Source organism: Aurantibacter sp., assembly GCF_042094015.1.
GTDB lineage: Bacteria > Bacteroidota > Bacteroidia > Flavobacteriales > Flavobacteriaceae > Aurantibacter.
The window spans coordinates 1-20,780 of sequence record NZ_JBELDZ010000009.1; the positions used below are offsets into that span (position 1 = coordinate 1).

The following is a 20,780-nucleotide window of genomic DNA, read 5'->3' on the forward strand; positions in this document are numbered from 1 at the left end:
AGCTTTAAATTTGTTAGATGATCTATAAAAGTCTTCTATTATTTCTTCACCAATTTGCTTGGTATTTCCATAAGGCGATTCTGCTTTTAAAACTGGTGCGGATTCTGTAATGGGTTGCTGCTTAGACTCGCCATAAACAGTACAAGACGAACTAAAAATAAAATTAGACAAATTATAGGTCTTTATATTTTGAAGTAAATTAACTAATGAAAACAAGTTGTTTTCGTAGTACATTAAAGGATTCTTTACACTTTCTCCTACGGCTTTAAAAGCTGCAAAATGTATAACGCCATCTAAATCCTGATTTTCTTTAAAAAATTGATTAACTACTTCTCTATCTGATAAATCTATATTATGAAATTCTGGTTTTACATTAGTAATAGCTTCTATTCCATCTAAAACAGATAATCTTGTATTAGATAAGTTATCTATAACAATTACGTTATAACCCTTGTTTTGAAGCTCTACAACTGTATGAGATCCAATATAACCTAATCCGCCTGTAACTAAAATTTTCATAATTATGTTGAAATGCGTTAAGGGTTGAAATGGCATCCTTTTTTTGTTGCACTTATGCAAAAAAAGATATAATGGAAGACCTGACCAAAAGCCTATTTTTTTCTAGGCTTTTGGTAACGCCATAAAATTATCTATTAATAAATTCCTTAACTGTATCTGTAATAAACTTAATTTGATCGTCTTCTAATTCCGTATGCATTGGTAAAGAAATAACTTCTTTTACAAGTTGATTAGTTACAGTGAAATCTGCTTCATTGTAACGCGCATCTTTATATGCTTTTTGTGAATGTAATGGAATTGGATAATAAACCCCACAAGGAATATTATTAGCATTTAAATGCTGTACTAAAGCGTCTCTATCTACTCCTGAAACTTTTAACGTATATTGATGAAATACGTGACAATCACATACATCGCAAATACCATCACAACCATTTACGGTTTTAGGTGTGGTGATTTTAGTTTCGTTTTTAAACGCTTCGTTATATTTACTTGCTGCTTTTCTACGTGCTTTATTATAACCATCTAAAAGCGGTAATTTAGTATTTAAAACCGCTGCCTGAATAGAATCTAAACGTGAATTTACGCCAACAACATCATGATGATAACGTTCGTACATTCCATGATTTACAATTCCTCTAATAGTATGCGCCAAATCATCATCGTTAGTAAAAATAGCGCCTCCATCTCCATAACAACCTAGATTTTTAGAAGGAAAAAACGATGTAGATGCAACATGGCCAATGGTACCTGCTTTAGCTTTTGTTCCGTCTTTATATGTGTAAGTAGCACCTATTGCTTGAGCATTATCTTCTATTACAAATAAATTATGCTCTTTTGCTATTTCCATTACCGCTTCCATATTTGCATATTGTCCAAATAAATGCACAGGAACTATAGCTTTTGTTTTTGGTGTAATGGCTTTTTTAATAGCTTCTATATTAATATTAAAATCGTCTGGATTAACATCTACCAAAACTGGTGTTAAGTTTAATAGTGCAATAACTTCTACAGTTGCAGCAAAAGTAAAATCGGCAGTAATAACTTCATCACCTGGTTTTAGACCTAAACCCATCATAGCTACTTGTAAAGCATCTGTTCCATTTGCGCACGGAATTACGTGTTTTACACCTAAATAATTCTCTAGATTCTTTTGAAAATCTTTAACCAATGGTCCATTTATGTAACTTGTAGTATCTAAAACTGCTTGAATTTGAGTATTTACAGTTTCTTTTATTTTATTATACTGACCTTTAAGGTCTACCATTTGAATTTTCTTCATAGAAACAAATTTACAAAATTTCGTGTTGTTAAAACAACGAAAAAAAGTTTAAAGATTGGTATTTTAGCTTAAATATTTTATGATGCGTTTTATTTATAATATTTTCCTGTTTAAAGCTTCTATAATTATTCGCTTTTTGAGCCTTTTTAATTCTAAAATTAAAAAAGGTGTCATTGGCAGGTCAGAAACGTTTAATAAAATTCATCAAAATTTAAATTCATCTGACAAAACCATATGGTTTCATTGTGCTTCTTTAGGTGAATACGAACAAGGCCTACCTGTTTTTGAAGCTATTAGATTACATTACCCCAAACATAAAATAATATTAAGTTTTTTTTCGCCGTCTGGTTATGAAATTCGTAAAAACACTAAAATTGCTGATGTTGTTGTCTACCTATCTTTAGACACTTCTAAAAACGCAAAGCAATTTATTAACATATTAAAACCTGAATTATCCATATTTGTTAAATATGATATTTGGCCAAATTATTTAAACGAATTAAATAAATTAAATTTAAAAGCTGTATTAATTTCTGCAGCTTTTAGACCAAATCAAATTTACTTTAAATGGTATGGTGGACTGTTCACAAAAGCATTAAAATCTTTCGATTATATATTTACTCAAAATAACATTAGTAAAAAATTACTTTCTAGTATCAATTATAATAATGTAACAGTTTCTGGAGACACGCGTTTTGATCGCGTAAATAATCAACTAAAAACTGATAATACTTTAAGTTTTATTGAAGAATTTAAAGATAATAAAACAACAATAGTTTTTGGAAGTTCTTGGGAAGAAGATGAAAACGTATTTATCGATTTTATAAACAACTCTAATACTAGTACGAAATTTATAATAGCGCCTCACGAAATAAAAGATGAAACGATTAAAAGACTTCAAAATAACATAAAAAAAGACATCGTATTATTTAGCAATAAAGAGCACAAAAACTTAACTAACCATAAAGTCTTCATAATCGATACTATAGGCTTATTAAGTAAGATATATCGCTATGCAGATATTGCTTATGTTGGCGGAGCAATTGGCAAGACTGGCTTACATAACATCTTAGAACCTGCCACATTTGGAGTTCCGGTTTTATTTGGGAATAATCATAAAAAATTTCCTGAAGCAAAAGCATTAATCGATTTTGGTGGTGGATTCGAAATCTCCTCAAAAAAATCCTTTAACACAGTAATAACTTCTCTTACAGAGGACAAAATACTATTTACAAATAGCTCTAAAGCCAGTAAAGCATTCATAGCATCACAATTAGGTGCTAAACAGGCTATTACCGAATATTTATTCAAATAAATATTTGTTAAAATTGTTAAAATGCATTTTTTGTTGTTTATTTATGCTTTAAATTAATCAAACTACACAAAAAATGAAAAAAGTAATCTTATCTGGTGCATTATTGTTAGCAATGTGTGCATCAATTACATCTTGTAAAGAAGTTAAAGAAAATGCAGAAGCTGCTGGTGATGCTGTTGAAAATGCTGCTGACGCAACTGGTGATGCCGTAAACGATGCTGCTGATGCCGCTGGAGATGCTGTTGATGGTGCTATAGACGCTGCTGGTGACGCTGCTGATGCAACTGGCGATGCTATTGATGGAGCTATAGATGCTGCTGGAGATGCTGCTGATGCGACTGGTGACGCTATTGAAAATGCTACAGACAAAGCTGGAGACATGGTAGATGATGCTGTAGATGCAACAAAAGATGCTGCAAACAAAGTAGCAGAAGATGCTGCTGATAAAGCTGATGAAGCTGCAGATAAATTAAAAGCAAAAATAAACTAATTAAAATAGTTTATTCACACTTACCTAAAAGCTATTCTTAACTGAACAGCTTTTTTTTATGAAAAAAAATAAAATTTTTTGTAACATTTTAAAAAATCTCACGTATAATTATGCAGAAGACCTATTAATTTAAAGCCCAAACTTTTAAATGAGACAACTTAAAATTACCAAACAGGTAACCAATAGAGAGACCGCATCTTTAGATAAATATTTACAAGAAATAGGAAAAGTAGATCTTATTACTGCAGACGAAGAGGTAGAATTAGCCCAACGTATTAAAGCAGGAGATCAAATTGCCTTAGAAAAATTAACTAAAGCTAATTTACGTTTCGTAGTTTCTGTTGCAAAACAATATCAAAATCAAGGATTAACATTACCAGATTTAATAAACGAAGGTAATTTAGGACTTATTAAAGCGGCTCAACGTTTTGATGAAACTCGTGGTTTTAAATTTATATCATATGCTGTATGGTGGATTAGACAATCTATACTACAGGCATTGGCAGAACAATCTCGTATTGTACGTTTACCTCTAAACAAAATTGGTTCTATTAATAAAATTAATAAAACTTTTGCACATTTAGAGCAAGCACATGAACGTCCGCCAAGTGCAGAAGAAATAGCAAAGGAATTAGATATGACTATTAACGATGTTAAGGAGTCAATGAAAAATTCTGGAAGACATGTAAGTATGGATGCACCTTTAGTTGAAGGTGAAGATTCTAACTTATATGATGTTTTAAATTCTGGTGAATCTCCAAATCCAGATAGAGAATTATTACATGAATCTCTACGTACAGAAATTGAACGTGCTTTAGAAACTTTAACGCCTCGTGAAGCAGATGTTATTCGACTTTACTTTGGTTTAGGAAACCAACATCCAATGACTCTTGAAGAAATTGGAGAAACTTTTGACTTAACACGTGAACGTGTAAGACAAATTAAAGAAAAAGCAATTAGAAGATTAAAACATACGTCTAGAAGTAAAATTTTAAAAACGTATTTAGGATAATCTTATCTTAAATAAATAATTTTGAAACCCTTAGTTAACACTAAGGGTTTTTATTTTTAATATATTTGTGAAACTTAAAAACACAGCACTATGTCTTCAAATTTAATTGCACCATCTATGCTTGCAGCAGACTTTGGTAATTTACAACGTGATACCGAAATGGTTAATAATAGCGATGCTGATTGGTTTCACATTGACGTTATGGATGGTCATTTTGTTCCAAACATTTCTTATGGAATGCCAGTAATTCAAGCCATAAAAAAGCACGCTACAAAACCATTAGATGTTCATTTAATGATTGAAAAACCAGAGCGTTATATTGAAGAATTTGCAAGAGTTGGTGCAGATATTATTACAGTTCATTACGAATCTACAGTTCATTTACACCGAACATTAAGGCAAATTAAAGATGCAGGTTGTAAAGCTGGTATTGTTTTAAACTTAACAACTCCAATATCTGTTTTAGAAGACATTTTACCAGAATGTTATATGGTTTTATTAATGTCTATTAACCCAGGTTTTGGTGGACAAAAATTTGAAGAAATCACTTATAACCGAGTTAAGAAATTACGTAAAATGATAAACAAACAAGGCTTAGATACCTTAATCGAAATTGATGGTGGCGTTACAGATAAGAATATTGAGAAACTTGTAGAAGCAGGAGCAAATGTTTTTGTTGCTGGAAGCCACGTTTTTAAAAGTAAGCAGCAAATAGAAACAATTTCTACTTTAAAAAAATTAGCAAATAATTAATATTTTGCAAAATTAAACTTTAAAAGCTGTTTTACTTTCTCATAAAGGTTAGGGAAATGGCTTTTAAAATCTTCAGGTGTCTCTATAAAGTTTTCAATTAAAACTGCCAAAAACTCAAATTGGTTAGTAAACGCATAATCTCTAAAATATTTTGAAGCTATTAACTCTTTTCTTAAAGCTTCATTTTTACTTAAAAAAAGAGTTAAATCATTAAAACTCTTTTTAAAAATCTTAGAACTATAATCGTTTTGACTTAAACTATTAAAATGTATTGCATGTGTAAACTCATGTATTCCCAAGTTTAAATTATCGTTATCAATATCGTAACCTGACACAAAATCTTCCCAAGAAAACACAATAGCTTTTAAACTAGGGTTAAATTCCCCTTTATGATGATCATCATTAATAGTTGAATAAAACACTTTTGGATAAATAATAACACGCTCTAAAGCTTTAATTATATAATTTTTCATTCCAAAGGTAAGCATCACCGCTGTAGCTGAAATCAATAATTTTACTTCTTGTGTTATTTGAAAATCTTGACGAGCTATAAATTCTTTTTTATTCAAAACAACTGTCACACGATGCTCAAAAAAGCGTTGTCGCTTGGGAACTAAATTCTTGTAAAATTTAAAATTAGCTAACAAATACGCTTTATCTGCTTGAGGTAGAGTTTTTTTAAAAGGATAAAAATGAACTATTATAGATTTATTAAACAACCTATAGTAAAGCCTTTGAGAAAGCTTATACATTAAAAACAAAAAAACAAGAAATAGAAAAACATTAAAAAATAAATAAAATGTTTTATTCTCTATCACCAATAATTGGATACTATTCATAGTAAAAATATAGAAATTTATTACACAAAACGAAAGGCAAAAAATAAGACTTATAATAGTCTAATAAATTTCTTTACTTTTAATTAAGATAATTTAGTTTTAACAATATTTGAGATTGTTTTTCCATCTGCCTTACCTGCTAATTCCACACTTACTAAGCCCATAACCTTCCCCATATCTTTCATTCCTTGAGCTCCAATTTTTGCAATAATAGTTCCAACTATGTTTGCTACATCATCTTCAGACATTGCTTCTGGCAGAAACTGAGAAATTACTTTTGCCTCTGCTAATTCTGGTTCTGCTAAATCTTCTCTTCCTTGTTCTAAGTAAACAGCTGCACTATCCTTACGTTGTTTTACTTGTTTCTGAAGTATTTTTAATTCTTGCCCTTCGGTTAATTCTTCTTTCGCTCCACTTTCTGTTTGAGCCAATAAAATTGCAGACTTAACAGCTCTTAATGCTGTTAACGCAACTTTATCTTTATTTTTCATAGCAGTTTTTAATGCTGCCATAATATCTTGTGATAAACTCATTTTATTTGTTTTATTTAATTGCTAATATAAAAAAATAAAACCCAAGATAGAACACATCTATTTTGGGTTTTAGAACATTTCTGTAAACTACACTAATCTACGTTATCGTGTAAAAAAGAGTTATTACTTCTTAACTGAATATCATCATTATCATCTGTACCAAGCATTGTTTTTGATACATTGTTATCTGACGAATGCTGACCTTCTTCTATATTTAAACCTTGACGCTTATAAGCAGGAATTTTTTCTATATCGTCAATTTTTGAATTATTAAATTTATAATTAAATAATTTCATTTTTTGACGACGTTCTTCTGCTCTACTTTTTAATAATTCAGAAATTGGTGTATGTAAAGGATCTATATTTTCTTCAACAATTTCATTTTCAGTTTCTGAAACTAATGCACCAACAACTGTCTTTGTTTCAAAAAGAACTTCCTCTTCTAGATCACCAACTTCATCGACACTATTTATTAAAGACTCTTTAGTTTCATAATTATCTAAAGCGTAACGGATTTCTCCTGAATCAGTTGTTTCTGTTACTGGAATAATTTCTATTTCGTCCTTAACTTCTATTTGCTCTTCATCTTCTGTTAATTGATGAATAACAGGCTGAATTACTTGATTTTCTACAATTTCCTCAACAACATCAACTGTTTCTTCTAAATTAACTTCTGTTTTTACTTCCTCAAACTCCAAATCATTACTAAAAGGCAAATCAAAAGATAAAGTTATTTGCTGTTCTTCATCATCTTCAATTTCATTTACAACAATATCTTCTTGAGTTGAAGTAATAACAAAATCATTCAAATCTTCAGCATTAATAGAAACGTCTTCGTATACAACATCTATATTCTTAATTAATTCCGAAGTTGGAATCATCTCCAATTCTGCTTCTTCTTTAATTTCAGCTTGAGGTTGAACCGAGGTCTTAGAAGATACATTCACAATATCAAAATCCTCATCTAAATCTAATGTATGCTTTATAACTACTTCTGATTTTTTCTCAACAAAGACTGGTGTTTCAGAAACTACTGGAGCTTCTGGTTTTATAACTTCAATTTTAGGGGTTTCGTTTTTACCGTCTAAAGAATGTACAACTTTTTTAGTTTCTGTATTAGTAATTTCGTTTTGTTGTTCTACATCAAAACCTGTAGCAACAATAGTTACAGAAATAGATTCCCCTAAACCGTCTTCTTCTCCAACTCCCATAATAATGTTTGCACCATTACCTGCTTCATCTTGAATATGATCATTAATTTCTCCTATTTCATCAATAGTAATTTCCGAAGAACCTGAAACGATTAGCAACAATACGTTTTTAGCTCCTGTTATCTTATTATCATTTAACAATGGTGAATCTAATGCTTTTGTAATAGCTTCTAACGCTCTATTTGGCCCATCTGAAGTTGCAGATCCCATAATAGCAGTTCCACTATTACTTAGAACAGTTTTAGCATCCCGTAAATCAATATTTTGAGTGTAGTGATGTGTTATAACTTCAGCAATACCTCTAGATGCTGTAGCTAAAACCTCATCGGCTTTAGAGAATCCAGCTTTAAAACCTAAATTACCATAAACTTCTCGCAAATTATTATTGTTTATAACAATTAAGGAATCTACTTCTTTACGCAATTTCTCAATTCCTATTTGTGCTTGTTCATTACGCATTTTACCTTCAAACTTAAATGGAATAGTAACAATACCAACAGTTAAGATATCCATATCTTTAGCCATTTTGGCTATTACCGGCGCAGCACCAGTTCCTGTTCCTCCACCCATTCCTGCTGTGATAAACACCATTTTTGTATTGGCATCTAACATACGTTTTATCTCTTCGTAACTTTCAACAGCAGATTGTTCTCCAACAGTTGGGTTTGCTCCTGCTCCCAACCCTTCTGTTAGGTGAACACCTAATTGTATTTTATTAGGTACACCACTGTTTTGTAAAGCTTGAGAATCTGTATTACATATTACAAAATCTACACCTTTTATTCCTTGTTGAAACATATGGTTAATAGCGTTGCTTCCTCCGCCACCAACACCTATAACTTTAATTACATTTGATTGGTTTTTTGGCAAATCAAATGAAATACTTTCGAATTCGTTGTTGCTGCTCATAAATTCTAATTTCTTTGTTTTCTCTTGTACTTTTAACTATAAACTTTAATATTATTAAGAAGAAATATTCTTAATTACTCTGCGTTATCTAAAAAATCTTTTATTCTTGATGTGAAATTTTCTATAAACGAACGTCTCTCTTTTTTGGGAGTAGTTGGATTTACTTCAATTTCTTGCTCTTCTTCAAGTTGGTTTTCTGAAACTGCTTCTGTAAAATCTGGTGTTTCATTTACTACTTGAGTACTTTGATCAACATCTTCTTCTAAAGCTTCGACTCGTTTACGTTCTTGACGCTCTAAACCATCCATAACCAATCCTACTGCAGTTGCAAATAATGGACTAGTTACAGCATCATCACTATCTCCTGCCAAATGTTCATTTGGATAACCAATTCTCGTATCCATTCCGGTTATATACTCTACTAATTGTTTTAAATGTTTTAACTGACTTCCGCCACCTGTTAAAACAATTCCAGCTATTAATATTTTCTTTTGTTCTTCGTGTCCATAATTTTTTATTTCCACATAAACTTGTTCAATAATTTCCACTACTCTAGCGTGAATTATTTTTGATAAGTTCTTTAAAGTGATTTCTTTTGGATCTCTACCTCTTAAACCTGGTATAGAAACAATTTCATTTTCCTTATTCTCTCCTGGCCAAGCACTACCGAATTTAACCTTTAATAATTCTGCTTGCTTTTCTATTATAGAACAACCTTCTTTTATATCTTCTGTGATTACGTTTCCTCCAAAAGGAATAACAGCTGTGTGACGAATAATACCATCTTTAAAAATAGCTAAATCTGTTGTTCCTCCACCTATATCAATTAATGCAACTCCAGCCTCTCTTTCCTCTTGGCTTAACACTGCATTTGCAGATGCTAATGGTTCTAATGTAATTCCTTCTAATTCAATATCTGCTGTTTGTACACAACGTGCTATATTTCTAATAGAAGTTACTTGACCAACGACAACATGGAAATTAGCCTCTAAGCGACCGCCATACATTCCTATAGGTTCAGTTATTTCTGCTTGCCCATCTATTTTATATTCTTGAGGTAAAACATGAATAATTTCCTCTCCAGGTAACATTACTAATTTATGCACCTGATTAATCAAACGATCAATGTCATCTTCATTTATAACCGTTTCTGCATTAGAACGCGTTATATAATCACTATGCTGTAAACTTCTAATATGTTGTCCGGCAATACCTACAGTAACGCCATCAATTTTTTCAGAGGCTGCAACTTCTGCCTCTTGAATTGCTAATTGAATAGATTGAATTGTCTGTGTTATATTATTTACAACACCACGATGCACACCTAAACTTTTCGACTTACCAATACCTAAAATCTCAACCTTACCATAATCGTTTTTACGACCAATCATAGCCACAATTTTTGTGGTTCCTATGTCTAATCCTACTGAAATATTTTGTTCCATAACTTAAAATTTGGTACAAACAACTTGGTTATCAAATTGCAAATTCACTACTTTATATTTACTTAAAACATTATCATTATTAGCCTTAATAAAAAATGCTTTTAGGTTATTTATTTTTTTCTCTAATTGATTTAAAGTTCCAAGCTGTACTACAAAAGCAGCAGATCTTAACTTTAACTCTATTGTTTTATCATCATTTTGATGAATCTCTACAACTTGTTTCTTTAAAAAGTCATCACTTTTAATATAATTTGCAATAGCAAATACTGTTTGCAAATCAGTTTTAACAACTTTCCCTGTAACTAAAGGCACACGTTCTGTATAATTATTAGATAAAGGCATAAATTCACCATTACTATCTATATAAAACTGTGTTGTACCAAAAACACGTGCTACTGGTTGTTTTTGTTCAACTTTTGCACTTAATTGCCCGAGCACATTAACGTAAACCTCTGCCTTTGAAACCATTGGGTTCTTTGTTAAAGACAACTCTAAACCATTCAAATCTAAAACTTCTTTTGTTACGTTTTGAACACTGCCTTGACTTTGTATTAACAAGTTACTAACAGCTTGAGAGGTGATAAATAGATTAGTATTTGAACCAACAAAAGAAATTTCTGGAACACCAACCTCTCTTTTATTATTTTTTGAAGACGAAAAAGACCAGATTGTTATCAAAAAAATAAACAATCCTGAAAACCTTAAAAATGTATAATTAATCCTCATTAAGCAAAGCTCCTTTTATTGATTTAACTTCTACTCCAATATCTCCTGCACCCAAAGTCAAAATTACTTTAGCTTTTGAGGCTTTTATCTCTTTAATTAAATTTTCTTTTTGAACTAATTTTTTATTCTTATTCTTAATTTTATCAAGCAACCATTTTGAGGTTACACCATTAATAGGCAACTCTCGTGCGGGATAAATATCTAACAACAAAACTTCATCAAAATGTGATAAACTCTCTGCGAATTCTTCGACAAAATCTTGCGTTCTTGAAAATAAATGTGGCTGAAAAGCTACCAAAACCTCTTTATCAGGATACATTTCTCTAACCGCTTGATGCACTGCATTTATCTCTTCTGGATGATGCGCATAATCATCTACGTAAACCAAATCATCTGATTTAATTTGATAAGAAAATCGTCTTTGAACGCCTTTAAAGTTAATTAGTGCAAGTTTAAGTTTATCAACACTACAACCATGCTCTAAAGCCATCGCTAAAGCGACTAATGCATTAGATAAATTATGTCTTCCTGGAAAACTAAAACTAAACCCTTTATGTGTTTCTTTTGGCGTTTTTACATCAAAGAAGTAACTATTATCTTTTATAGCAATATTATTGGCGCAATAGTCAGAATCGTCTTCTATACCATATGTCAAACCTTCAATTGGCAAACCATTTTTAACAAATAATTTCCCATTTGGTTTTATCTTTTTGGTAAAATCTAGAAAAGATTGGTGTAACGCTTCTTTACTTCCATATATATCTAAATGATCTGCATCCATAGACGTAATACAAGCTAAATCTGGTGATAATGTCAAAAATGACCTGTCAAATTCATCAGCCTCTATAACACTTACCTTATCGCCATTCAAAATTAAATTAGAATTATAATTCTCACTAATTCCACCTAAAAAAGCAGTCATTTCTACATTACAAAAACGCAACAAATGACCTAGAATTGTGGATGTCGTTGTTTTACCGTGTGTTCCCGCAACCGCTAAACTATAAGTATTTTCTGTAATTATTCCCAACACCTCAGAACGTTTCATAATTGTATATGGGCTATTTTTAAAATACGCCATTTCTCGGCTATTTTTTGGAATTGCAGGCGTATAAACAATTAATGTACTATCGTAATTTAAAAAAGACATTGGAACATTTGAAACAGAATCTTCATAATGGATTTTAATTCCTAGATCTTCTAATTCTGATGTTAGCTTTGTTTTTGTTTTATCGTATCCCGCAACAATCTTTCCGTTGGCGTGAAAATAACGCGCCAAAGCACTCATACCTATTCCTCCAATTCCTAAGAAATAAATATTAGACCATATAATTTGACTTGTATGTGATTGCTTTTGACTCATTTACTTTAAAAGTTTTTCAACTTCGTTTACAATATCTTTTGTAGCATTTACTAATGCTAATTCTTTTATATTTCTACTTAACAACTGCTGTTTTTCTTCTGAATTAATCAACTCAGAAAACTGTACTTCAAATCGATTATCTAATTCTTTTTGAGAGATAAGAATTGCGGCATTTTTAGTTGAAACAGCCTCCGCATTTTTAGTTTGATGATCTTCCGCTACATAAGGCGATGGAACAAAAACTACTGGCTTACCAACAATACACAATTCTGAGACCGAACTTGCTCCAGCTCTAGAAATTATAATATCAGCAGCAGCATAAGCCAAATCCATTCGATTTAAAAAAGTATGCACTTGCACATCTTCTACTTTACTATATTTTTCAAAACGTTCTTGATATAATTTACCGCACTGCCAAACCACCTGAATATTATTAGATTTAAAATAATCTAATTCTTTTTCTATCAACTCATTTATAGCTTTAGCGCCTAAACTTCCACCAAGTACTAACACTGTTTTTTTATCTTTTTTTAAATTAAAAAACTTTTTAGCTTCATTAACTTTAGAACTAATATCTAATAAATCTTGCCTTACTGGATTTCCTGTAAGTTGAATTTTATTTTTTGGAAAAAAACGTTCTAATCCAGAATAAGCAACACAAATTCTATTCGCTCGTTTTCCTAATAATTTATTTGTAATTCCAGGATACGAATTTTGCTCTTGTATTAAAGTGGGCACGGATTTCAAATTAGCCATTTGCAATAATGGTCCGCTTGCAAATCCACCAGTACCAATAGCAACATCTGGCTTAAACTTTAAAATAATTTTATATGCATTATACAAGCTACTTATTAACTTAAATGGAAACATTAAATTCTTAACACTTAAACTACGTTGCAAACCAGAAATCCAAAGTCCTTTTATAGCGTATCCTGCTTGAGGTACTTTTTCCATTTCCATTCTATCTTTTGCACCAACAAACAAAAATTTAGCTTTTGGAAAACGTAATTTCAACTCGTTAGCAATAGCAACCGCTGGATAAATATGCCCACCAGTTCCTCCGCCGGAAAGAATAATTTTATATGCTTTAGTCCTTTTTTCCATTACAATGCTTCTGATAAAATTTCTAAAGGATTATCCTCTAAATCAGAATCTAATTCCTCGTTTTCTTTTTGTTTTATTTCTTCTCGCTTAGCACTAACACTTAATATAATTCCTATAGCTAAACAAGACATCCAAATACTAGTTCCTCCACTACTTACTAATGGCAAGGTTTGACCTGTAACAGGAAACAACTGCACCGCTACAGCCATATTTATCATTGCTTGAAAAATAATAGGTAATCCAACACCAAGGACTAATAGTTTTCCAAAAACAGAATCGCTTTTTTGCGCCACAATAACTATTCTTAATAGCAACAACATATAGGCTACAAATAAACCTAAACCACCAATTAAACCAAACTCTTCAATTATTATTGCAAAAATAAAATCTGATGATGATTGTGGTAAAAAATTCTTCTGAACACTTTTACCTGGTCCAACACCACTAATTCCACCAGATGCAATAGCTATTTTAGCTTTTTCTATTTGGTAATCTTCTGCTTTATCTTCAACATTTGTAAAACTATCTATTCTACTCATCCAAGTATCTACACGATTTGGCATTGATTCTGGAAAAGCCTTTGCAACCAAAACAAACATTGTTAATCCTATTAAACCTGCACCAATAATTGCTACTAAATACCTTAAAGGATAACCGCCTAAAAAGGTTAACACTAAAACCATAACAAATATAATGGCTGTTGTAGAAAAATTACTTGGTAATATTAAAGCCAAAACAATAAAAACAGGACCCCAAAGCGGCACGATAGAATCTTTAAAAGTAATATTCTCATCTTTAACTTTTGATAAATATCTAGCAACATAAACCATTAAAATAACCATTGCCAAAGTAGATGTTTGAAACGACCAACCTACAATTGGAATCTTAATCCATCTACTTGCATTTGCTCCTTCAATAGTTGTTCCTTGAAACATTGTAACCACCAATAATACAATTACAAATGGCATTGCCATTAAAGATAAACCTCTAAAATAACGGTAAGGAATTTTATGCACTGCAAACATTATAGAAAACCCTAAAACCAGATGTACAAAATGTTTTACTAAAAATGAAATTGTATTTCCATTTCCGTAGGTATATGCTAAGTTACTTGAAGCACTATAAACCGGTAAAAAAGAAAACATAGCCAATAGAGCAACAATAGCCCATATTAACCTATCTCCTTTTATATTTTGAAATATTTGTTTCATTATTTACTTAAAATGAATAACTAAAGGTTCTTTTTTATTCTATAAATTTCTAACAGCTTGTTTAAATTGCCTTCCTCTATCTTCATAATTTTCAAATAAATCAAAACTCGCACAACAAGGCGACAACAATACGTTTTCTCCAGATTCAGCTATTTTATATGCCACCTTTACAGCTTCACTCATAAATTCAGTTTCTACCAAAACGTCAACCATACCACCAAAATCTTCTTTTAATTTTTCATTGTCTTTACCTAAACAAATAATAGCTTTCACTTTTTCGTTTACAAAAGCAAACAATTCAGAATAATCGTTTCCTTTATCTACACCACCAACTATCCAAACCGTAGGCGCATCCATACTTTCTAAAGCATAATATGTTGCATTAACATTTGTTGCCTTAGAATCGTTTATATACTGAACCTTATTTATTTTTAAAACATTTTCTAAACGATGCTCAACACCTTGAAAATTCTCTAAACTCTCACGAATAGTTTGTTTTCGTATTTTAAGTAAGCTTGCTACTGCAGAAGCTGCCATAGCATTTTTAATATTATGTTTTCCGCTTAACGCTAAGTTTCTTGTTGGCATAGTAAAGGTGTTATTATTTATGGTTACTGTTAGGTTGTTATCTTTTAAATAAGCACCATTTTCGAAGGTTTTAGTTAACGAAAAAGGTAGTAATGTTGATTTTATATTATGTGAAGCGATGTAATTAATTAAAATTTCATCGTCTGCATCGTAAATTAAATAGTCCGCTTCTGTATGATTTTGAACAATTCTAAATTTTGAAGCCACATAGTTTACTAATTTATAGTCATATCTATCTAAATGATCTGGCGTTATGTTTGTTATTACTGCTATTTTAGGATTAAACACATAGCAATCATCTAACTGAAAACTACTCACCTCCAAAACATAATTAGGATAATTAAAATCCAAAACTTGCAAAGCAAAACTGTCACCAATATTACCACCCAAACCAACTTCTAATTCTTGTTTTAAAATATGATGCGTTAATTTAGCTGTTGTTGTTTTACCATTACTTCCAGTAATAGCAACACAAGTAGCATCTGTAAATTCTGTTGCGAATTCTATTTCAGATATTACTTTAGCAGTTTCTCTTAATTTCCTTACTAATAGTACTGAATCTGGAATTCCAGGGCTCTTCATTACTACATCTGCATCTAGTATTTTAGATTCAGTATGCTGCTCTTCTTCAAAATCGATATTATTATCTTGAAGTATCTTTTTATATTTCGGTTTTATTTTACCTTTATCAGACACAAAAACGTCGTAACCTTTAGCTTTAGCTAAAAGCGCAGTTCCTGTTCCGCTTTCGCCAGAACCTAATACGACTATTTTTGATTTCTGATTCATATTAATTCTATCTTAGTTTTAATGTAACAATCGAAAGGATTGCTAAGAAAATTCCTACAATCCAAAAACGTGTTACAATTTTACTTTCATGAAAACCACCTTTTTGATAATGATGATGCAAAGGAGACATTTTGAATATGCGTCGTCCTTCACCATATTTTTTACGTGTATATTTAAACCAAGTTACTTGTAGAATAACAGACAAAGATTCCGCAAAGAAAATTCCACACAGTAATGGTATTAAAAGTTCTTTTCTAACAGCAATAGCAATTACAGCTATAATTCCACCAATAGTTAAACTACCCGTATCTCCCATAAAAACTTGAGCCGGAAATGTATTATACCACAGGAAACCAATTAACGCACCTGCAAAAGCCGCTATAAAAACAACAAGCTCGCCTAAACGTGGAATAAACATCACATTTAGATAATCTGAGAAAACAATATTCCCGGAAACAAAAGCAAAAACAGCTAAAGCAAACACTATAATGGCAGAACTTCCAGCTGCCAAACCATCTATTCCATCTGTTAAATTAGCACCATTAGACACTGCGGTTATGATAAATATTACGATGGGAATAAAAATTAGCCAAGCATACTTACCTGTTTCGTCTCCAAACCAAGACGTAATTTTTGCATAATCAAACTCATTATCCTTTACAAAAGGAATAGTTGTTTTTAAAGACTGCTCTTCTGCCTTAAACTCTTTTACTGTATTTTGACTAATTTGTTCTGTTGAAAACTCAGCACTTAAATTCTCTTGCTTTATAGTAACTCCTGGATGGAAATACATAACACAACCTACAAAAACCCCTAACCCAACTTGACCTAAAACCTTAAATTTCCCACTTAAGCCAGCTTTATCTTTCTTAAAGACCTTAATATAATCGTCAGTAAAACCAACTATTCCCATCCAAATTGTGGTAACAATTAGCATTATAACATAAATATTTTCAAGCTTAGCAAATAATAACACAGGAATTAAAGTGGCCAAAATTATTATAATCCCACCCATAGTTGGTGTTCCAGCTTTTTCTACTTGCCCTTCTAAACCTAAATCTCTAACAGATTCTCCAACTTGCATTTTTTGTAGAAGTGAAATAATTTTCTTTCCGAAAATTGTTGAAAACAACAATGAAAATATAATAGCCAAAGCAGCACGAAATGTGATGAATTGAAACACACTTGCTCCTGTTAATTGGTATTCTTTTTCTAAAAATTCGAATAGATAGTATAGCATCTGTAAATTTATTTATCTAGTTGGTTTAATAATTCTGTAACGATTTTCAAATCGTCAAAATCCGACCTTACACCTTTAACATCTTGATAAGTTTCATGACCTTTTCCTGCTATTAAAATAATATCACCCGCATTTGCCATTTGACAAGCTGACTTAATAGCTTGTTTTCTATCTGAAATTGATAGTGTTTTTTTGAAATTTTGAGCATCTACACCTTTTTCAATATCGTCTATAATATCCTGAGGCTCTTCGGTTCTTGGATTATCACTTGTAAAAACGACCTTAGTACTTAAATCTGAAGCAATATGTCCCATTTTAGGCCTTTTCGTTTTATCTCTATCTCCGCCACAACCAACAACTGTAATTAGTTCTTCGTTTTTAGTTCTTATAGAGTTAATCGTTTCTAATACATTTTTTAATGCATCTGGCGTATGTGCATAATCTATAATTGCTGTAATTCCAGTATTAGAAACGATATATTGAAAACGACCGCTTACCGATTCTAGAACTGAAAGCTGTCTTAATATTTCCTGACTTTCTAAGCCTAATAATTCTGCAGTAGCATAAATTGCCAACACGTTATAAGCATTAAAATTACCTATTAGCTTAGTCCAAACTTCTTGATTATTAATTTTTAATAACAATCCACTTAATTGATTTTCTAAAATTTTAGCTTGATAGTCGGCGATACTTTTTAAAGCGTAAGTTTGTTTTTTAGCTGCAGTATTTTGCAGCATAACCATTCCATTTTTATCGTCTGCATTAGTTAATACGAAAGCTGTTTTTGGTAATTGATCAAAAAAACGCTTTTTAACATCGCGATATTCTGCAAACGTATCGTGATAATCTAAATGATCGTGACTTAAATTCGTGAAAATTCCACCTTCAAAACTCAACCCTAAAGTTCTGTTTTGATCAATTCCATGAGAGCTTACTTCCATAAAACAGAAGTCGCAACCAGCAGCATTCATTTCGTCTAAATAATAATTTATTGTAATTGAATCTGGCGTTGTATGTGTAGCTGGGAATTCGACATTATCTATCATTACCTTCACCGTTGATAATAAACCTACCTTATATCCTGCATTTTTAAACAATTGATATAATAATGTAGCAATAGTTGTTTTCCCGTTAGTTCCTGTAACACCAACTAAACGCAATTTAGATGAGGGATTTTCAAAATAATTTGCTGCCATTATTGCTAAAGCCACAGAAGTATCTTTAACCTGAACATAAACAATCTTTTCATTTATTTTACTTGGTAAGACCTCACATACAATAACTTTAGCACCTGATTCAATCGCAGATTCAACATATTTATGTCCATCCACAACACTTCCGTTAATAGCTATAAAAACATCGTTTACCTCTACAGATTTAGAATTAAAACGAAGCGCATTAATTTCTATCACTGGATTACCAACAACACTTTCTATAGACACTTTGTATAGTATATCTTTTAACTGCTTCACTAAACGTTTAATATTATAGTTTGATTTCGTTTTATTTTTACACCTTTTGCTATAGATTGCGTTTTTACTTTTCCAGTTTTAGAAAACTGAACCTTTAACCCCATATTTTCCAAAAGAGCTACTGCATCCATTATTGGCATTCCAATTACACTTGGCATTATAGTTAAATAAGTACTTGACTTGTCGTCATACATATTATAAGATTTATCAACCTGAGCTATATTAATATTTAAAGATGTCAACTCATCTTCAACTGGTGTATCTGTAAATATTTTTTGAGCCACTTTTTTAAATACTGGACCAGAAACATCTGCCCCATAATAACCAACACTTTTATCTGGTTCATGGATTACCACAATACAAGAATATTTAGGATTGTCTGCTGGAAAAAAACCAGCAAAAGAAGATATATAAGCTAACTTATCTTTATTCTTATAATCTTTTTGACACGTACCTGTTTTACCCGCCATAGAAAAATTCTTAGAATATAAACCATGACCTGTTCCGTGTTTTTTCTCTACTACATTTTTAAGTAATTGTTTTACTTTAGCTGTTGTTTCTTTAGAGCAGATTTGCTTGTTTATGACTTCCTTTTCAAAAGGCACAATTACCTCATCAAATCGTTTTACTTCTTTTAAAAATTTTGGTTTTACCATTTCACCACCATTAGCAATTGCATTGTAAAATGTAAGTGTTTGCAATGGCGTAAACGAAACTCCGTAACCGTATGCCATCCATTGTAAAGCAATTCCAGACCAACGTTTATTTTTAATTCTTGGGTCAGGAATTATTGGTTTTGGCTCTCCAATAATTGGTAAATCCAAATCTGTATTTAGATTCATTGCGTAAAGTCTATCAACAAATTCTGATGGTTTTTTTCTATATGCTTTATCTATAGCAGTAACCAATCCTGTATTTGAAGACACTTCAAAAGCCTTAGATAAAGTAATTTTACCATAACCACCATGTTTAGAATCTCTTACTTTTTTACCATAATAGCTTAAAACACCTTTTTTAGTATCTACTACATCACTTGTATCTACTTTTTTATCTTCTAAAGCAGCTGTTAACGCTATTAGCTTAAAAGTAGATCCAGGCTCATGAGATTCTCCAACAGCATAATTTAATCTTTCATAATAATAACCCTTACTATTTCTACCCAAATTAGATATAGCTTTAATTTCTCCTGTTTCAACCTCCATAACAACCACACAACCATGATCTGCCTTATACTTTTCTAGTTGTTCCAAAAGCGCATGATGAGCAATATCTTGAATATTTACATCTATAGTTGTATATACATCTAAACCATCTTTTGGCTCTTTTTGATTAGAATCTGAAATCGGTTTCCATTGTCCTTTTCCAATTTTTTGCTTTAAATGCAGTCCATCTGTACCTTTTAAATAAGTTTCACCATAAGCACCATCTATTCCTGGTCTTGTAATATTTCCATTTGCATCTTTACGCTCATAACCAATAGTCCTTTGAGCAATTCCACCTAACGGATATTCTCTTTTTGTATTTTGCTCTACAATAAGTCCACCTTTATAAGCTCCAAGATTTAGCAATGGCAAGTTTCTAAACCACACATAGTCTGAGTAACCAATATCTCTAGCTAATAAAAAATAACGGTTCTTATTTTTACGCTCTTTCCTTAATTTCTTAGTATAATAAGAAGGTGTATTTCCAAAATAAACAGATAAAGAATCTGACAAATCACCAATATGTTTTTCAAAACGTTTACTTGTTGACGTTAGCAAGTCTAACCTAATGTCATACTTAGGAATTGAAGTGGCTAACAAATCACCATTTGCAGAATACACATTTCCGCGATTTGCTGGAACAACCATAGCCTTACTTGAAATCTTCTCAGCTAAGGCACGATATTTGTCCCCCTGAACAAACTGAATAGACAACAGCTTAAGCACTACAAGTATCCCGAAGAAGAACATACATCCTGCCACAAAATACAATCGATT

At 31.4% G+C, this 20,780-nt stretch carries 18 protein-coding genes; 4 read left to right on the forward strand and 14 right to left on the reverse strand.

The features are described from left to right. Positions 1 to 519, reverse strand: a 519-nt coding sequence (locus ACFDSN_RS02500; protein ID WP_375238249.1) for an SDR family NAD(P)-dependent oxidoreductase, incomplete at its 3' end; no start/stop codon positions are given. A 127-nt stretch (positions 520 to 646) separates the two neighbouring features. Continuing rightward, positions 647 to 1,801: a DegT/DnrJ/EryC1/StrS family aminotransferase gene (locus ACFDSN_RS02505; RefSeq protein ID WP_375238250.1), complete on the reverse strand. Its 1,155-nt coding sequence runs from the start codon at positions 1,799 to 1,801 to the stop codon at positions 647 to 649. A 79-nt stretch (positions 1,802 to 1,880) separates the two neighbouring features. Between ACFDSN_RS02505 and ACFDSN_RS02510 the strand changes: the two genes are divergently transcribed. The 4 genes from ACFDSN_RS02510 (at position 1,881) to rpe (ending at position 5,371) form a co-directional block, all read left to right on the forward strand. Next, complete coding sequence (locus ACFDSN_RS02510; RefSeq protein WP_375238251.1) at positions 1,881 to 3,116, forward strand: 3-deoxy-D-manno-octulosonic acid transferase; 1,236 nt, start codon at positions 1,881 to 1,883, stop codon at positions 3,114 to 3,116. 73 nt (positions 3,117 to 3,189) lie between these two features. Next, entirely contained in the window at positions 3,190 to 3,606 is a 417-nt protein-coding gene (locus ACFDSN_RS02515; protein ID WP_375238252.1) for a hypothetical protein, read from the forward strand. A gap of 148 nt (positions 3,607 to 3,754) precedes the next feature. Continuing rightward, on the forward strand, positions 3,755 to 4,618 hold the full coding sequence (locus ACFDSN_RS02520) for an RNA polymerase sigma factor RpoD/SigA (RefSeq protein WP_375238253.1): 864 nt from the start codon (positions 3,755 to 3,757) through the stop codon (positions 4,616 to 4,618). Between the two features lie 90 nt (positions 4,619 to 4,708). Continuing rightward, positions 4,709 to 5,371 (forward strand): ribulose-phosphate 3-epimerase, encoded by a 663-nt coding sequence (rpe, locus tag ACFDSN_RS02525; RefSeq protein WP_375238254.1) that lies wholly within the window; start codon positions 4,709 to 4,711, stop codon positions 5,369 to 5,371. On the opposite strand, the gene ACFDSN_RS02530 is transcribed toward rpe, so the two are convergent. From ACFDSN_RS02530 to ACFDSN_RS02585, 12 genes are all read right to left on the reverse strand, one after another. Further along, positions 5,368 to 6,210, reverse strand: a complete 843-nt coding sequence (locus ACFDSN_RS02530) for a zinc-dependent peptidase (protein WP_375238255.1) — start codon at positions 6,208 to 6,210, stop codon at positions 5,368 to 5,370. The two genes, rpe and ACFDSN_RS02530, sit on opposite strands and share 4 nt — an antisense overlap. Positions 6,211 to 6,293: 83 nt before the next feature. Then, on the reverse strand, positions 6,294 to 6,743 hold the full coding sequence (locus tag ACFDSN_RS02535; protein ID WP_375238256.1) for a GatB/YqeY domain-containing protein: 450 nt from the start codon (positions 6,741 to 6,743) through the stop codon (positions 6,294 to 6,296). A 92-nt stretch (positions 6,744 to 6,835) separates the two neighbouring features. After that, complete coding sequence (ftsZ, locus tag ACFDSN_RS02540) at positions 6,836 to 8,863, reverse strand: cell division protein FtsZ (protein WP_375238257.1); 2,028 nt, start codon at positions 8,861 to 8,863, stop codon at positions 6,836 to 6,838. Between the two features lie 74 nt (positions 8,864 to 8,937). Then, on the reverse strand, positions 8,938 to 10,308 hold the full coding sequence (gene ftsA / locus ACFDSN_RS02545; RefSeq protein ID WP_375238258.1) for a cell division protein FtsA: 1,371 nt from the start codon (positions 10,306 to 10,308) through the stop codon (positions 8,938 to 8,940). Positions 10,309 to 10,311: 3 nt separating this feature from the next. After that, positions 10,312 to 10,986: a cell division protein FtsQ/DivIB gene (locus ACFDSN_RS02550; RefSeq protein WP_375238259.1), complete on the reverse strand. Its 675-nt coding sequence runs from the start codon at positions 10,984 to 10,986 to the stop codon at positions 10,312 to 10,314. A 37-nt stretch (positions 10,987 to 11,023) separates the two neighbouring features. Further along, the gene (gene murC, locus ACFDSN_RS02555; protein ID WP_375238260.1) at positions 11,024 to 12,397 is read right to left on the reverse strand and encodes a UDP-N-acetylmuramate--L-alanine ligase; all 1,374 of its coding nucleotides are present in this window, start codon (positions 12,395 to 12,397) and stop codon (positions 11,024 to 11,026) included. Further along, positions 12,398 to 13,501, reverse strand: coding sequence for an undecaprenyldiphospho-muramoylpentapeptide beta-N-acetylglucosaminyltransferase (murG, locus tag ACFDSN_RS02560; RefSeq protein ID WP_375238261.1), 1,104 nt, complete (start codon positions 13,499 to 13,501; stop codon positions 12,398 to 12,400). Next, entirely contained in the window at positions 13,501 to 14,712 is a 1,212-nt protein-coding gene (locus ACFDSN_RS02565; protein ID WP_375238262.1) for an FtsW/RodA/SpoVE family cell cycle protein, read from the reverse strand. The genes murG and ACFDSN_RS02565 overlap by 1 nt, the downstream gene beginning before the upstream one ends. Positions 14,713 to 14,751: 39 nt before the next feature. Beyond that, the gene (gene murD / locus ACFDSN_RS02570) at positions 14,752 to 16,089 is read right to left on the reverse strand and encodes a UDP-N-acetylmuramoyl-L-alanine--D-glutamate ligase (RefSeq protein ID WP_375238263.1); all 1,338 of its coding nucleotides are present in this window, start codon (positions 16,087 to 16,089) and stop codon (positions 14,752 to 14,754) included. 7 nt (positions 16,090 to 16,096) lie between these two features. Then, positions 16,097 to 17,329 (reverse strand): phospho-N-acetylmuramoyl-pentapeptide-transferase, encoded by a 1,233-nt coding sequence (gene mraY, locus ACFDSN_RS02575; protein WP_375238264.1) that lies wholly within the window; start codon positions 17,327 to 17,329, stop codon positions 16,097 to 16,099. Positions 17,330 to 17,337: 8 nt separating this feature from the next. Then, complete coding sequence (locus ACFDSN_RS02580) at positions 17,338 to 18,801, reverse strand: UDP-N-acetylmuramoyl-L-alanyl-D-glutamate--2,6-diaminopimelate ligase (RefSeq protein ID WP_375238265.1); 1,464 nt, start codon at positions 18,799 to 18,801, stop codon at positions 17,338 to 17,340. Then, positions 18,801 to 20,753 carry a penicillin-binding protein gene (locus ACFDSN_RS02585; protein WP_375238290.1) on the reverse strand — a complete coding sequence of 651 codons (1,953 nt, stop codon included), beginning with the start codon at positions 20,751 to 20,753 and terminating at the stop codon, positions 18,801 to 18,803. Before ACFDSN_RS02585 ends, ACFDSN_RS02580 begins: the two co-directional genes overlap by 1 nt. Positions 20,754 to 20,780 lie beyond the last annotated feature (27 nt).